Annotated in this window: 13 protein-coding genes and 1 pseudogene; 4 read left to right on the plus strand and 10 right to left on the minus strand. The window is 51.8% G+C overall.

Annotation, left to right across the window (positions count from 1 at the left end; translation table 11 throughout):
• Positions 1–263 (plus strand): annotated as a pseudogene (locus B157_RS38920) (IS701 family transposase); the annotation flags it as partial.
• 57 nt (positions 264–320) lie between these two features.
• Here the strand turns inward: B157_RS38920 and B157_RS0108560 are convergent.
• The 3 genes from B157_RS0108560 to B157_RS0108570 form a co-directional block, all read right to left on the minus strand.
• A complete protein-coding gene (locus tag B157_RS0108560; protein WP_020602933.1) occupies positions 321–1,100 on the minus strand; it encodes a Fic family protein in 780 nt (259 codons plus the stop codon).
• A gap of 152 nt (positions 1,101–1,252) precedes the next feature.
• Complete coding sequence (locus B157_RS0108565) at positions 1,253–2,242, minus strand: GIY-YIG nuclease family protein (RefSeq protein ID WP_020602934.1); 990 nt, start codon at positions 2,240–2,242, stop codon at positions 1,253–1,255.
• A gap of 97 nt (positions 2,243–2,339) precedes the next feature.
• A complete protein-coding gene (locus B157_RS0108570; protein ID WP_020602935.1) occupies positions 2,340–2,978 on the minus strand; it encodes a ribonuclease H1 domain-containing protein in 639 nt (212 codons plus the stop codon).
• Between the two features lie 27 nt (positions 2,979–3,005).
• Here B157_RS0108570 and B157_RS38135 point away from each other — a divergent pair, with 27 nt between their 5' ends.
• Positions 3,006–3,158: a hypothetical protein gene (locus B157_RS38135; protein WP_020602936.1), complete on the plus strand. Its 153-nt coding sequence runs from the start codon at positions 3,006–3,008 to the stop codon at positions 3,156–3,158.
• 80 nt (positions 3,159–3,238) lie between these two features.
• Here B157_RS38135 and B157_RS0108580 read toward each other — a convergent pair whose 3' ends face one another.
• The 7 genes from B157_RS0108580 to B157_RS0108610 all read right to left on the minus strand — a co-directional run bounded on the left by B157_RS0108580 (position 3,239) and on the right by B157_RS0108610 (position 10,599).
• Positions 3,239–4,444 (minus strand): helix-turn-helix domain-containing protein, encoded by a 1,206-nt coding sequence (locus tag B157_RS0108580; protein WP_020602937.1) that lies wholly within the window; start codon positions 4,442–4,444, stop codon positions 3,239–3,241.
• Between the two features lie 36 nt (positions 4,445–4,480).
• Positions 4,481–5,131: a hypothetical protein gene (locus B157_RS0108585; protein ID WP_020602938.1), complete on the minus strand. Its 651-nt coding sequence runs from the start codon at positions 5,129–5,131 to the stop codon at positions 4,481–4,483.
• A gap of 127 nt (positions 5,132–5,258) precedes the next feature.
• The gene (locus B157_RS0108590; protein WP_020602939.1) at positions 5,259–7,463 is read right to left on the minus strand and encodes an outer membrane beta-barrel family protein; all 2,205 of its coding nucleotides are present in this window, start codon (positions 7,461–7,463) and stop codon (positions 5,259–5,261) included.
• Between the two features lie 163 nt (positions 7,464–7,626).
• Positions 7,627–8,040 carry a hypothetical protein gene (locus B157_RS0108595; RefSeq protein ID WP_020602940.1) on the minus strand — a complete coding sequence of 138 codons (414 nt, stop codon included), beginning with the start codon at positions 8,038–8,040 and terminating at the stop codon, positions 7,627–7,629.
• The gene (pepT, locus tag B157_RS0108600) at positions 8,037–9,284 is read right to left on the minus strand and encodes a peptidase T (RefSeq protein ID WP_020602941.1); all 1,248 of its coding nucleotides are present in this window, start codon (positions 9,282–9,284) and stop codon (positions 8,037–8,039) included. The genes B157_RS0108595 and pepT overlap by 4 nt, the downstream gene beginning before the upstream one ends.
• A 187-nt stretch (positions 9,285–9,471) precedes the next feature.
• Positions 9,472–9,939: a pyrophosphohydrolase domain-containing protein gene (locus B157_RS0108605; protein WP_020602942.1), complete on the minus strand. Its 468-nt coding sequence runs from the start codon at positions 9,937–9,939 to the stop codon at positions 9,472–9,474.
• A gap of 99 nt (positions 9,940–10,038) precedes the next feature.
• The gene (locus tag B157_RS0108610; protein WP_020602943.1) at positions 10,039–10,599 is read right to left on the minus strand and encodes a hypothetical protein; all 561 of its coding nucleotides are present in this window, start codon (positions 10,597–10,599) and stop codon (positions 10,039–10,041) included.
• Positions 10,600–10,951: 352 nt separating this feature from the next.
• Between B157_RS0108610 and B157_RS0108615 the strand changes: the two genes are divergently transcribed.
• Together B157_RS0108615 and B157_RS0108620 are read left to right on the plus strand one after the other, a co-directional pair.
• Entirely contained in the window at positions 10,952–12,292 is a 1,341-nt protein-coding gene (locus B157_RS0108615) for a sugar porter family MFS transporter (protein ID WP_020602944.1), read from the plus strand.
• 32 nt (positions 12,293–12,324) lie between these two features.
• Positions 12,325–15,096 (plus strand): glycoside hydrolase family 2, encoded by a 2,772-nt coding sequence (locus B157_RS0108620; RefSeq protein ID WP_020602945.1) that lies wholly within the window; start codon positions 12,325–12,327, stop codon positions 15,094–15,096.
• Positions 15,097–15,098: the final 2 nt, after the last annotated feature.

Consider the following 15,098-nt stretch of genomic DNA (forward strand, 5'->3'; position numbering starts at 1 on the left):
GCCGTTGGAAGGTCGAGGAATTTCACAAATCCATCAAGTCGAACACGGGCTACGGGGCATCCCCGGCGCACACGGTTCGTAGTCAAAGCAACCATTTGTTTTTGGTGATGCTGGCCTTTGTTAAGTGGGAAGCCTTACGGCTGTCCACATCAAAAAATCATTTTGCTTTAAAGAAATTGCTGACGCTAAATGCAACTAAGTTGGCTTTGCAGGAACTCAACAGCCTCAAAAGTCAATCTACTCTATTGGCCAAGGCTGCGTAACATCAGTATGTAATTGTAAATGCTATTGATCTTGCACCTACGCAGACATCAGTACCACTAGTTTGAAAACATCGAATTAGCCAGCATTAAACTAAAAGGCAACGCTTTTTTATAATCCAGTTCATCGTATTCCAACCCCAACAGCCTGATATTTCGGTAATACAACTGGTGTTGCTGATAGTACATCTTCTCACTCTGTATGAACCAGGCGTTAGTGCCCAGTTTTTCGGCTAGAAACCACTTTTCAATCAATCGGGCACTTCGACCATTTCCGTCATTCCAGGGGTGAATTTTCACGAAGACTAAATGGATCAGAGCTGCGTGAAAGAAAACTTCTTCAAACGACATTTTTTTAGCCAGCAATAGCTTCAGGTCCTTAAAAAACTCTCCCATTTCACCAGGTACCCGTTCGGGCAAAGCAGCGACGTACTCAATGCGTCCGTCATCAGTAGCTACATACATGTGTTGGGTACGGTACCGGCCCATCCAGGCAGTAGCCAACAGGTGCCGACTCAATAGTTTGTGGACTTCCTTAACGTTTTCTTCGTTCAGTTTATTTGCCTGAGCAAAAAGGTAAGCATCATAGAGGTCATCAATCTTTTTGGTATAGTCGGGCTGAAAAGTAATGCCATCCCTTTTGTGCTTAATGTAACTATCTAACTCAATCGCTTCGCCTTCAATTTTGCTGCTGAACACGGAAGCTACCGATGTGTAAAAACTGAAATTGGGGGTAGACAATTCAGCATCCTGCAACACATTGAATGCCTGTTGCAATCCCCCCGGTACGTTCGAAAGGTATTGCGGCAGCAATTCAGCAGGTATCAGTTGTAAACGCATGGCTTATTGATTAATAACGTCTGCGAGGTTTCAGACTATTTTTTTACATCATTGATTGAGTCTCACCATAAACGATGTCAATTGTCACTCCTGCTACAAGGCTACGTTCAGTCGCTTCAAAATTTCACAAACACCACAGTTGCTTGATATCATTAGTCATCTTGCGTCAGAACGTTATTCGCCAGGTCAAAGCAATGAAACGGCGAATAAATGGTTCCACCCTTACGCATTAGTCGTAAGTTGAGTTTTCTGATTGAGTTTATAATTTCAGGCTCGGTCGATAGGATTCTTTCGAGTTCGTCCAAATCTGAAAAATGGAAGCGAATTTGGTCTACTCCTGCAGCTCTGTATCCAGTCCTTTCTGCTTCTAAGGTTTTAAATTTAGCACGAAGCCTGTCAAATTCATCACAGCTGTCAAAGAAAAAGTTGGTTAAGACGATGAAAGCGAACGACTCTTTTGTCTTGCGTTCATAGCCTAAAACAAACACTTCCATTGCGTTCACATTCATGCAGAAATACCTTGGATACGTGCCGCTGTTTGTTGAAGGCATACAGCTTAATGACCAAAAAGACAGTTCTGTTTTCTTAAATGCAGGTAGACAATTTCTGATATATAGATTCAAAATCCGTCTGATTTGTGCGTAATTACTGACTTGCTTCAGTCTATCGAAGTTTTGTCTGTATTTGATTTTATGTTTTATCTCAACAGATGAATATAGGTCATAACCGTAGTTTGAAATCTGTATATCATTTTCAAGCCAATCTTTTTGCTCTTTCGGCGGGATAACTAAATCAAGGTCAGTCTCCCCAATAATATTCGACACATATGTTTTGTTAGTCAGCAATACACCGTTTAACTCTGCTTCTTCAATTAGTCTTTGCTCAACTTCATTCAGTTGGCCTTTTACTACTGACTGAAACCAAAAGCGTACAATGTTGTCATAGTTCTTTCTGTGTTGAGCGAATCGCTTCGCTACATCTATAGCTTGCCCGATATAGAAAGTTTCGTCGGAGAAGTTAAGTAGGTAAATTCCGCAACGACTTTTCGATTTAGGAAACAGGTCTGCAATGGAAAGTCGTCCTTGCACATCGAAGGAGTCATCGAACTGAAATCCTAAATGATTGATTATTTCGGCGGTCATCTCACAATTGCGGTAACTATTAAGTGTACGAGCATTCCCACCTATAACGCTCAACTTTACATTCTTTAATAGGTGAGCGTTGGAAATTAATTTGCACCTACTTGCGCCCGAAATCCGCCGGATTTTCGCCCCAGACGGTGGTTTCCCATTTTAAAATAGGGTTGGCGAATTTGTGGGTCTGAAGCCAGGTTTCGGCCCGGTCGAGGAGGTCGAAGAGTTCGGTGTTGCGGGGCGTTTCTTCAAGTTTGGTATTCGCTTTTTTCTTCTTCACCCAGCCAATAGCCGTCCGGGAATCGGAATACACGGGAATGTTGCTGCCCTTCTGATGCAACAGGGCCAGGGCGTGAACGATGGCCAGAAACTCGCCAATGTTGTTGGTACCATCGCAATAAGGTCCTTTCAGAAATAGCCGCTGCCGCGTACCAAGATAAATACCCTGATACTCCATATCGCCCGAAGCGGTGTTCCAGGCGGCATCCACCACGAGGCTATCCTGTATGGGCAACCCGACCAGCCCGTCGAGTTTCCCCTGTTTGGCCGTGGGTTTCGCCCCTTGACCAACGTGCTGGTGTGGCTTGTCTTTGAAGGCTTTCAGGGCCTCCGGCTTGCTGTCAAACGATTTGAACAACGGTTTGGCAAACCCATCGGTCTGCGCTTTGGCATCGTCCCAGGAGTCATACACACCCGGTTTCCGGCCTTGCCAGACGACGTAAAATTTTGGTTTCTTTTTACCCATCTTCACGGAAAGTTACCCCGCAAAGCTATGAAATACGTTGCCGTTCTGCTACTCGTTCTGTTGGTCCGGGCGGGCATTGTAGCTAATCCAAACTCGTTGCGCCCTAAAAATCTGGCGTTCGGGGGGGGCGGTGCCTGGGGTAGCGCGTCGGTTTCCGAACTGCCGGCCGGCTCAATCTGAACAGATTGCCCGTCAGTTCTTAAAAAACGGGATGCTGTGTAGCTTACAGTACAGCCACAACTGGCATCAGCAGTCAAAAATCACTCCGCACCGGCCAGAAACTCCCCCGGCGACTGCCCCGTGAACTTCCGAAAAGCCCGGTTAAACGTCGCTTTCGAGTTGAACCCACAATCCAGGGCAAGGCCCAGAAAACTCAGGTGGGCATTGGCCGGGTTGCGCACCTGCCGCTTAAATTCATCCACCCGGTATTGATTGACGAAATCATTGAAGTTTTTGCCCGCCCCCGTATTGATTACCTGCGACAGCACCACCGGGTTGGTGTGTAACCGCCGGGCCAGATTAGCCAGCGAAAGTTCGGGTTCGAGGTAGGGTTTGTCGGTTGTCATGTATACCAGCAACCGGTCACGAAGCGGTCGTAACTCGTCCGGTATGCCCAACGGCTCCTTCACGGGTGGCCGGACAGCTACGCTGGCATTAACTTCCAATTCCGGCTCCGCTACGACGGGCACTAACGGGAAATCCGCTACGGGTAGCGGTGGAACGGACATCGAAAACGTCAGTTGACGACCCGACTGAACCTGCGCATAGCCTTGAATACTAACGTAGTAAATCAACACGACCGTAACCAGATTCCCCCACCAGTCCTGCCAGAAATCCAGATTTAGCCATATGTCAATAACCGTCATGAACAGATTAGCTGCTATTGTGATAGTCAGGGCAATCAGAAAATTACGAAACCAGCGAAAACTGATGGTTTCTGTATCAGAGAACTGCGTTTTGGTCCATACCCGATACGCCCGGTAAAGTTGAAACGACCAGTATAGGTACAAAAACTGCTGCCCCTCAGCCCCCACGTATTCAAGCCAGTCGATGCCCCGGTTATGTACGGCTTTCTCCCACTGATGTACAAAGGCTGGCCCCTGCGCAAATACCAGCACATGATAGAGTGTATCGACCACAAACGGGAGAAAGTGCCAGGCATCACGGAGCCGAAACCGGAAACCAGCATCACACTGCGCCCGCAGATAAAAATAAACCAGGGGTGGCAACAGGAAGGTCAGCGTACGCGGAAAAAACTCCAGCCGTTGCCAAAAAATCTCGATGCCGCCAAAGCCCAGCATGTATATCCAAATTTCGAATGCCAGAGCCACCAGCACCCAGCCCAGCAATTGGTCAGACAGCCGTTCCTCCCGACTGCCACGCACCCAAAGCAGAATGGCATAAACCCAGGCCTGCACAAATCCGAACAGTAAAGGCGTTGAATAGGCCGAAAAATAGAAAGTCATTGTAGCAGAAAGACAGGGATAGTCAAAACACAGAAGTTATTTTATATCAAACACCTGACCGTTATCCCCAGCCTTCATAGTCAAAAATGGCTTATCGCTATCTATTCGTTTGCCGCTCATAACTACGTCGACCTGTTTATCATCAGCAATGTACAACTTCGTGCCAACCGAAAACCGTACTGACCGGGTGCCTTTGGGGTTCATCACAAATATATTGGTACTGTTGCCAATTTCGCCCGGTTCGTAGCTGATAAGAGCCACTTTTCTGGGCAACCAACTGGTGTTGTGCAGCCGAACGGCAACAGTCCGTTTGGCTACCGGCGCAACAGTAGTAGGCGCGGATGCAGGCGCGTCTGTTTCTTTCAAACCAGTATCGGTTCCCAGCGTTTTACCTTCATCAGCAGCCGTTACGGTCAAAATAAGTCCCGAAGTAGTTTCCCCATCCCGACTGAAATATAGCCGGGAGCCGACGGGCCAATGGCATGGTACCGTTTCGCGTCGACCCATCGTGAAGTCGTAGGCAATACCCGGCCCTTCTACCCGGAACATCCGGTGGTAACCAAGCGTATTTTTAAGCATAAACGTAATGCGGCTAACCGGTTCGGCAGGCGTGATTTTCTGGGCAGAACCAGCACTGATACATAAGCTGGCAAGAAGCAGGACAAGCAGGAATCGGTTGGGGTTCATGGTAGTTGTATTTTTTGTTATTAGCTGATGCAAACATCGCGCATATGACAGGCTGGTTTCGACTCAAAAAGAATAGACAGGACTCAAATCACGCTTTACGGTTCGTTTTTCATTCAATCACGCTCGTTTACAAATTTCCTTTGGTTTTGATGCGGCTGGCATCGGTACCGGTTTCGCGGTCACGGACAGCTTTTACGTTTTGGTTGCCAAACCGATAACTGAACCGAACACTAACCCGGCGACTCTCCCACTTGCGGTAGATATCGAACTGCTGGTTTCCGGCGTTTCCGGCTTGCTGCCAGCGCATGGTGTTCAGCACATCGTCGACGGTGAAGGTGATTTTACCACGGTCCTGCCACACCTTTTTCTGCACACTCAGGTTCAGCGCCCCCAGTCCGCCAATGCGGTAAATGGTCTGGGTGGTAGGCGCGTTCCAGAAACCCGACACCTGCACCAGCCATAGCGGAGAAAGCCTGAAGGAGTGCTGCATATAGCCTTCGAAAGCAAACGCCCGCTGGTCGAACGGCTCGATGGGGGGAAAACGGCCCACGAACCAGTTCCAGGTAGCACCGGCATACGCGTAGCTACTCCACCAACTGGTAAACTGATACGGCGTACTGATTGACAGGTTCAGCGCATCGACCCGACCCACATTCGCTACCGTCTGGTAAGCAGCCAATCCATCCTGCCGGATGATGTCCGTAGCGTAATCGTTGGTGCGACTGAGGGCCAGTTTCAGGGTAGTGGCATATTTATAGGTATAACTCAATTCGGCATTTTGGGTGTAGGTGGGCCGTAAAAATGGGTTGCCCCGCTGACTTGTATAAGGGTCAATCTGATAAACGAACGGGTTCAAATCCTGGTAGTTGGGCCGTCCAATCCGGCGACCGTAGTTCAGGCCCAGCTGACTTTTGGACGTCACCTGATACTGCAAAAAGGCCGTTGGAAACAGGTTCAGATACATACTGTCGGGCTTCTTGATGCGGTTGTTCAGCAAATCCGTCGACTGTCCCTGAACAGCCGAATACTCAGCCCGGAGACCACCCTGCACCGACCACTTACCCACCGACCGATTCAGGGAAACATAGGCCGCGCTGACCCGTTCCCGATAAATAAAGCGGTTGGTCCGGTTCAGGTCCGGCTGTTCGGGCACGCCCGAGAACGCCAGCAGGTTATTGTTGGTCTGCACATCGGTATGTTTCAGGCCGGTTTCGAGTTTGACCGAAGCGTCGGAACGGGTGTGCGCTTTCCACTCCTTCACAACATCGCTTTTGAGGGTTAGAATAGTGATGTCCGTCGTTGCGTCGAAGCGGGTCCGGCGGGTGAAAAGCGGTTGTTCTGCCCTCCCAATGTAATCGCTCGTGATGGTGTTTGGTGACGTGTTGCCAAAGCCCGTAAAGTCGGCATTGACGTTTAATTCCAGTCCCGTCGTATCAGCGTAGCGGTAATTGAGGGCTGCGTTGATGCGGTTGTTTCGCGATGGATTATCGACCCGATTGAGAATAACTGTATCGGCAACAGTCTGGGGTGGACTGGTCAGAATATCGGTGGTCGTAACCGTACCAAAGCGATTCTGCCCGGTATTTCCCGACACAAGCAGGCCGACTGTGTGTCGTGTTCCCAACAGATAATCGACTCCTGCCTTGTACACCACTGCCCGGGTTCCGTCGGAGTCGTAGCCGCGCTGCAAAAACCGCCCGGCGTTTGTACTGCGGTCGTACCGTACATTGGTAAGCTGGAAATTATCACTCAGGGCTACGCTACCGAACAGATTCAGCCGTTTGGCCCGGTAGTTCAGGTCAGCGGCCATGTTCGCGCGGTGGTGGTCACTCTGCCCATACCCGCCCGACGCATTACCCGTGAGGCCAAGGGTTTTGTCGCGCCGGAATTTGATATTGATAATCCCGGCTCCGCCCTGGGCATCGTACCGGGCCGATGGGTTGGTTATCAGTTCCACTTTATCAATCGTGCTGGCGGGGGTGGCCCGGAGCAGATTGGCCAAGTCGGCCGCCGAGAGGTTCGTTGGTTTTCCGTTGATGAGAACCATTGCTCCCTGTTTTCCTGCCATACGGATGTTATCGTTCGGGTCGATAGCTACGCCGGGCGCCTGTTGAAGCAGTTCGTAGGCCGTTTTCCCCTGTGCCGTAGCATCATCGGCTACGTTCAGTACGGTCTTATCGACCTCGGTACGAATCAGTAGTTTCGGGGCGCGAACCGTCACGGTTTGAAGCTGCCGGTCGGGCAGTGTATCGGCGGGGGGAGTCTGCCGGCCAAGGATCGGCGCGGGAGCCATGACCAGCAGCAACCCCGCAAATGTGAAAAGATGGGACATACCTTCGGGTGGTTAAAATCTGTCCCAAAGGTGGTGTCATCAATATCACTCAATCGACCTAAAATAAATTGAGACGGCTCAACGTATGATTTGAGCCGGTTTACCAGGTGCTGGCGGCATTTCGGTGGCTGTGTCCGACGTAACGGGCATGGCTCACCCCGGATTACCGGGCCAGAATTCGTTCCGCTACGCCCAGCAAAAAAACTAGGGTCCAGCCGATGGTTCGTAGCCAGTTGAAGCTTACCAGTCTATGGAGCGTTTCGGGCGTGGCATCACCAGTGGCAATGGCATTGTGAATCGGTACGGCCTGAAAAGCCGTTGCAGCCCACATCAATCCGACCAGCACGGCCGATACCACCGTGAGCCACGAAACCCGATTCAGTACCGACCACCCGACCAGTATCACCTGTCCCAGCATCAGCGGCCCGACAATAACCGTTACCAGGTTTGAATATTTCGGATGCCAGATGGCGAGTTCGGCGGGGCTATAATACTGAAAACCAGGGTAAATAATTAATTGCACAAGCCAGATCAGCACGACTAAGCCAAAATCAACGGCGATGCGGGCCGTACTCACGCCCGCTCTTCCCAGACCTGCGCCACGTTCACGATTACATCGACAGCGCGGTGCATATCCTGCACCGATACCCACTCCAGCCGGGAGTGAAACGCGTGTTCGCCCGCAAAGATATTGGGACAGGGCAGCCCCATGAACGACAACCGGGACCCGTCGGTACCACCCCGGATACTCCGTCGATTGGCAGATAGCCCCGCCCGGTGAATGGCTTCGAGGGCATTATCGACAACGGCCGGATGCTGGTCCAGTACATCTTTCATGTTGCGATACTGCTCTTTCACGACCAACTCCGCCGAAGAGCCGGGGTAGTTGACCAACACATCGTTCAGTTGATTTTGCAGATAGGTTTCTTTCTCCTGCAGGCCCACTTCCGTAAAGTCGCGGATAATGAACTCCAGCAATGCCTGGTCCTGATTGCCTTCCATCCGGGTTGGGTGAACGAAACCTTCCTTTGCTTCCGTTGTTTCGGGCGAGAGGGATGTTTTTGGCAACGTCGCCAGCAGGTCGGCGGCAATTTTCAGGGCATTTTCGAGTTTACCCTTGGCAAAACCGGGATGCGTACTCACGCCCTGAATGGTGATTTTAACGGCGTCGGCCGAGAACGTTTCATCTTCCAGCGTACCCAGCGACTCACCGTCGATAGTATAGCCAAAATCGGCACCGAGTTTCTGAATATCCACCTTTTCAGTACCGCGTCCTATTTCTTCATCGGGAGTAAACAGCAATCGAATTCGGCCGTGTTTCAGTTCAGGATGCGTCAGTAAGTAGTTAGCCGCGTCCATAATTTCGGCCAGACCCGCTTTGTTGTCGGCCCCCAGTAGCGTAGTACCACTGGCCGTGATAATGTCGTTGCCCAGCTGGTTTTGCAAATCAGGGTGGTCGGCTACGCGGATAACCTGGGTTGCGTCATCCGGCAACGTGATGTCCGAACCACTCCAGTTTTGATGGATGATGGGTTTCACACCCGCCCCCGTCACGTCGGGCGAGGTATCGACGTGCGAACAGAAGCAGATAGTGGGTACGTCCGTCTTATCGGTGTTGGCCAGAATAGTCGCGTACACGTAGCCCCACTCGTCGAGTTCGGCATCGGCAAGACCCATATCGAGCAATTCCTGCAACAACACCCGGCTGAGGTCTTTCTGCTTTTCGGTACTTGGGTTCGTTTTCGACTGCGGGTCGGATTGGGTATCAATCTGCACGTAGCGCAGGAAGCGGTCAACGGCGGTATATGTATAGTTATTCATGGTTAGTTGGTAGTCATTAGGTAGTTATAGGTGGTCATTCGTTGTCATTGGATAGTCATAGGTGGTCTTTGGATTGTCATTAATGATTGTTGGGCGACCAGAAATGGGCAACCATAGTAGAAAGCGGGAAATGACCATTAATGCCAACAGAATGATCACTTAGTGCTAATGAATGACCGATCAATGACTATGAATGTACTATTCCTTCCAGATCGGCCGGGGAGTAGTTCACACTTTTGAGCGTCTTGTGGTCGGCATCGCGGTACACCAGAAATTTACCGTCCGACTCAATGAAGTGGCAGGGAACGCCTTTGGCCCGGTATTCGGCCACGGTAGCTTCGGCTTCGGCTACCGTTCCGCAGGCTTTGCTCATGTTGGAGCGCTGCACTTCATCGAACAATGCCTTGAACGCATCGCCCAGACCAAACTCCAGCACCGCCCCAGACAGTACATACTGCAAATCGCAGAGCGCGTCGGCCACGGCGACAATATCACCGTCGGCGATGGCTTCGCGGAGTTCGTCCAGTTCCTCGGTCAGCAACGATACGCGCAGGTTGCAGCGGGCTTCGGACGGAATTTGTGGGGTTTCTAAAACAGGGGCGTGAAAGGTGCGGTGAAATTCCGCCACCTGGTTAAGCGAATCGGGACTTTGCATAGTATCAAAGAGTGAAAGAGTGAGAGAGTGAATGAGCGAAAGGACGTTTTGAATACTTGTTTGCTTAGTCAGTCTTTCGCTCATTCACTCTTTCACTCTTTAATTCTCCTCCTCGTTGGTGAACGAATAGAGGGTAGTATCGAGGGATAAGGTATTGCTGGTGAAATGTTTGATGAAATCTTCAATGACTTCGTCGGTTACTTCGTCCACGTTCAGGCAAACATCCAGGGCAATGCCGTAATCGGACTCCATATCCACGTCAACATGTTCCTGCACTTTTACCGTTTCGGTCTCCTCGATCTCGTCGATAATCTCGGTCAGGGCCGTTTCTGCTTCTTCTTCCAGTTCCGGCGTAATTTTATAGTTGGGCTTACGGTCTTCGGGTGGTACGTATTCGGGGTAGGTTTTACGTACCTGTTCAAGGGCCATCTCATACACTAAACTGCTGTGGTGCAGTCGAAGTGTATATACCAGCGCATCGAAGATGACCTCATCGCCCTGATACTTACCAGGAAACTGAATATGAGCACATTCGCCCTCTTCCAGCACGTCCAAATCATCGTCCTCTACAAAAACGAACGATTTGCCCTCCTGCTGACATTCGTCTTTGAGGGCACTTATTTCTTCGGGGTCGTAACCCTCATTTTTATAGTTAGCCATAAGGCAAAGCTAGTGAAGATTTTTAGAATGGGGATAGAACAGACCCGACCAATCGGGGCAATCGGCCTAAACAGACCGAATTGGCCTGCGGTATTTACTGTATGGCCGTTTATTTCACCAGACAACCACCAACGCCTGAGCATCACGATAACAACGTCCGTGTAGTGCCTGCCCGGACAACCTGTATCAGCAGCCTGAAAGATGACCTTTTATAAAAACAGGCTTGTATTCATCCTCCCTACCCTGACGCATTCCGTTATTTCGTCCAACTTTTCCGTAAGAATGACTATGTATCGACCGAATACAAACTGATATTTTTGCAACTCTATAACCGAATAGTTAAAAATTCGACATGAACAACGCGCACGTCAGTACTACTTATTCCCTCGGCATCTCCTTCATTTCGGCGTTGGGCGGTTACCTCTTCGGATTCGACTTTGCCGTCATTGCCGGAGCGCTGCCGTTGCTGCGGGATGTGTTCGGGCTGACGGCCTGGTGGGAGGGTTTTCTGACGGGGACGCTGGCGTTGGGGTGCATGGCGGGATGCGTTATAGCAGGCCGACTCGCTGACCGCTACGGACGACGCCCCGCCCTGATGGTAGCGGCTGGCATTTTTGCTGTTTCGTCCATCGGAATGGCCCTGTCCGGTTCGCTGACACTGTTTATGGTGGCCCGGTTTGTGGCGGGCATTGGCGTAGGTATGGCCTCCATGCTGAGTCCGATGTACATTGCCGAGGTATCGCCCGCCGAAATCCGGGGGCGCAACGTGGCTATCAACCAGTTAACCATCGTCATTGGCATCCTGATTACCAACTTAGTCAACTACGGCCTGGCCGACAACGGTCCCAATGCCTGGCGGCTGATGTTCGGACTGGGCGCCATACCGTCGGTTTTGTTTCTGGTCGGCGTTGTCTGGTTGCCCGAAAGCCCCCGCTGGCTGATTCAGCACGGGATGACTGAGCGGGGAACGGCCATTCTGCAACGTATTGGTGGTAGCATGTTTGCCGAAAAGACGGTAGCCGATGTTCATATGTCAGCGGAAAATAAAACGAAGGTAGCCCTGTCGGAGTTGCTGGCACCGGGCATCCGGACGGCGGTTTTCGTCGGTATCGGGCTGGCGGTGTTTCAGCAGTTGTGCGGCATCAACGTTGTGTTTAATTACACCTCTACCATTTTCGAGACCGTGGGGGCAAACTTAGACCGGCAACTGTTCGAGACGGTAGCCATTGGCGTCGTCAACTTAGTCTTCACGGTCGTGGCCATGTGGCAGGTCGATAAGCTGGGCCGCAAGCCGCTGATGCTGTTTGGGTCGATTGGTCTGAGCGTTCTGTACGTCATCATTGCGACGCTGTTACAAACCGGAGCGTCGGCAGGATTATTATCCATCTTTGTGCTGCTGGCCATCGCCACCTACGCCACCTCGCTGGCTCCCGTAACCTGGGTACTTATTTCCGAAATTTTTCCGAACCGGGTGCGCGGATTGGCGTCTTCGGTAGCGATTCTGGCTTTGTGGGGGTCGTATTTCATCCTCGTTTTCACCTTCCCCATCCTCGCCGAAACATTGGGTACGTATGGCCCTTTCTGGCTCTACGCCGGTATATGCCTGATTGGGTTTGTGTTCGTGCTGCGCAACGTGCGCGAAACGAAGGGCAAGACGCTGGAAGAAATGGAAGAAGTTTTTATGCCCCACTGAGTATCACCTGACACTGTCTTTTCTAATTATCTATGCGCCTGATTATCCGTTTTCTCTTCGCCCTTACGCTGCTGCCGCTATCCCTTTCTGCCCAGGACGAGCTGTCGCTGGCAGGGGAATGGGACGTGGCTTTTGATACGAACCTGGATGGGGGCGCGCATCGGTGGCTGAAAAATAAATACCCCCACACGATGCCCCTTCCCGGCACAACGGATGAAGCCGGGCTGGGCGATTCCCTCACGCTGAAACCGTCGCTCGACCGCGAGGCACTGTACCAGCTGGCCCGGAAGCACCGCTACATCGGTACGGCCTGGTACCGGCGCACGGTCAATATTCCGGCGAACTGGAAGGGAAAACAAATCGAACTGATGCTGGAACGGGTGCTCTGGCAGAGCCGCGTGTACGTGGATGGGAACGAATCGAATCCGCAACAGCAGGAAAGCCTGACCACACCCCACCGCTACGACCTGACAAACCTGCTGACACCGGGAATGCATACCATTCAGCTGCGCATCAACAACAACCGGCAGTACGAAATCAGCCATAATACGCTGGCCCACGCCTACACCGATGGTACCCAAACGATCTGGAACGGCGTTATCGGTAAGCTTGCCCTCATTGCCAACGACCCAGTCTATATCACCCATCTGCGCACCGAAACGACGAACGCCAACACGGTTAATGTACAGGTCGGGATGCAAAACAAAACCGGCCGTGCCGCGTCTGGAACGTTGAAACTGATGGTCCGCCTGAACGGAAAAGACCTGCCCATTACCAGGCAAACCGTACGCGTGGATACGGGTCAGCAGCAGGTAAACATGACGTATGATTTAGGTCAGAACAAACAGCTTTGGGATGAGTTTTCGCCTTCTCTCTATCAGTTGACTGCCAAATTTGTGGCAGATGATGCCCAAAGCAACAGTCAGTACCAAACCACGTTTGGTGTTCGGCAACTGACCAATCAGAACAGTTTGCTCCATATCAACGGGCGAAGGTTGTTTCTGCGCGGCACACTCGAATGCGCCATTTTTCCGCTCACGGGCCATCCACCAACCAACCGCGCGGGTTGGGAGAAAGTGTTTGGCACGGCCCGGCAGTACGGCCTGAATCATATCCGGTTCCACTCCTGGTGTCCGCCCGAAGCTGCTTTTGCCGTGGCCGATTCACTGGGTTTCTATTTGCAGATTGAACTGCCGCTGTGGAGTTTGCAGGTGGGCGAAGACCCCAAAGCCGACCAGTTTCTGCGCGACGAAGCGGCCCGCATGAGCCTGGAATACGGCAATCACCCGTCGTTCTGTTTGTGGTCGATGGGGAATGAGCTGGAAGGGCGTATCCCCTTCCTGACCGGCCTGATGACCCACCTTCAGAAGACTGACAAACGCCATCTGTACACCACGACCTCCTACTCGTTTCAACCCCCGTACGGGAGTTGGCCCGAACCCGCCGACGATTATTTCATCACCCAACGGACTAAACTGGGCTGGGTGCGCGGGCAGGGCGTTTTCAACCAGCAGCCCCCGGCGTTTACCGACGATTACTCGGCTTCGCTGGTGGGAATGCCCGTTCCCCTCGTGACGCATGAAGTGGGGCAGTACGCGGTATTTCCGAACATGGCCGAAATAAAAAAGTACACGGGCGTACTGGAACCCATCAGCCTGATATCCATTCGGAATGACCTGCAAAAGAAGGGGCTACTCCCATTGGCCGACGACTACCTGAAAGCAAGCGGCAAACTGGCAGCTATTCTTTATAAAGAGGAACTGGAACGAATTCTGCGGACCAAAGGAGCAAGCGGAATTCAGTTGCTCGACCTGCACGATTTTCCGGGTCAGGGAACGGCGGATATTGGGTTGCTCGACGCCTTTTGGGACAGTAAAGGCATTCTGACCGCCGGGGAGTTCCGGCAGTTTTGCTCGCCCGTAGTACCGCTGCTACGCTTCCCGAAAGCGACCTATACCAACGCGGAGCCTTTCACGGCCACCGCCGAACTCGCCAACTTCGGAGCTATTCCGCTGACGAATGTAACGCCCGAATGGTCGTTGACGGACGAGACGGGCAAGAAGCTGGCCGGAGGAAAACTGCCCAAAACAACGATACCCGTGGGCAACGGTAACCCGCTCGGCAATATCGACGCAAAACTATCGGGTATCAAAACGGCCAGACAACTCACGCTGACCCTGTCGGTGCCCGGTACGCCCTACCACAACACCTGGCACGTTTGGGTGTATCCGGCCACCGTGCCCGATATGGCGACGGATGTAGTCTTCACGCAATCGACCGACGAGGCCATGCAGGCATTGGCGCAGGGAAAAAAGGTACTGCTCAATCCCGACTATAAACAGATGACGGGTATGGAGGGGAAGTTCGTTCCTGTGTTCTGGAGTCCGGTACATTTCCCGGCACAGGCCATTACGATGGGCCTGCTCTGCGACCCGAAGCACCCGGCCCTGCGCGGGTTTCCCACCGATTTTCACACCGACTGGCAATGGTGGGACTTGTGTACCAAATCGACCACGATGATTTTGCCTGACAACAAACTAACCCCCATTGTGCGGCAGATTGACAACTTCGCCAACAACCGCTATCTGGCAAGCATTGTGGAAGCAAAAGTGGGCGACGGGCGGCTGATGCTTTGTAGTTTCGACATCAGCAGCGACTTAAGTAACCGTCCGGTGTCCCGCCAGTTGAAGTATAGTTTACTGAACTACATGAATACGAAGGCATTTAACCCAACGGTCGCGCTGTCTGTTGACGAGGTCAAAGCACTCACGGCGAAAAAGTCCGAACAGGCCCTTAAAAAGTAGAT

Source organism: Spirosoma spitsbergense DSM 19989, from assembly GCF_000374085.1.
Lineage (GTDB): Bacteria > Bacteroidota > Bacteroidia > Cytophagales > Spirosomataceae > Spirosoma > Spirosoma spitsbergense.

Coding starts and splice junctions, on each gene's coding strand:
- B157_RS0108560 (WP_020602933.1), bottom strand. CDS start 1,100: ATGCGTTTACAACTGATACCTGCTGAATTGCTGCCGCAATACCTTTCG.
- B157_RS0108565 (WP_020602934.1), bottom strand. CDS start 2,242: ATGACCGCCGAAATAATCAATCATTTAGGATTTCAGTTCGATGACTCC.
- B157_RS0108570 (WP_020602935.1), bottom strand. CDS start 2,978: ATGGGTAAAAAGAAACCAAAATTTTACGTCGTCTGGCAAGGCCGGAAA.
- B157_RS38135 (WP_020602936.1), top strand. CDS start 3,006: ATGAAATACGTTGCCGTTCTGCTACTCGTTCTGTTGGTCCGGGCGGGC.
- B157_RS0108580 (WP_020602937.1), bottom strand. CDS start 4,444: ATGACTTTCTATTTTTCGGCCTATTCAACGCCTTTACTGTTCGGATTT.
- B157_RS0108585 (WP_020602938.1), bottom strand. CDS start 5,131: ATGAACCCCAACCGATTCCTGCTTGTCCTGCTTCTTGCCAGCTTATGT.
- B157_RS0108590 (WP_020602939.1), bottom strand. CDS start 7,463: ATGTCCCATCTTTTCACATTTGCGGGGTTGCTGCTGGTCATGGCTCCC.
- pepT (WP_020602941.1), bottom strand. CDS start 9,284: ATGAATAACTATACATATACCGCCGTTGACCGCTTCCTGCGCTACGTG.
- B157_RS0108605 (WP_020602942.1), bottom strand. CDS start 9,939: ATGCAAAGTCCCGATTCGCTTAACCAGGTGGCGGAATTTCACCGCACC.
- B157_RS0108610 (WP_020602943.1), bottom strand. CDS start 10,599: ATGGCTAACTATAAAAATGAGGGTTACGACCCCGAAGAAATAAGTGCC.
- B157_RS0108615 (WP_020602944.1), top strand. CDS start 10,952: ATGAACAACGCGCACGTCAGTACTACTTATTCCCTCGGCATCTCCTTC.
- B157_RS0108620 (WP_020602945.1), top strand. CDS start 12,325: ATGCGCCTGATTATCCGTTTTCTCTTCGCCCTTACGCTGCTGCCGCTA.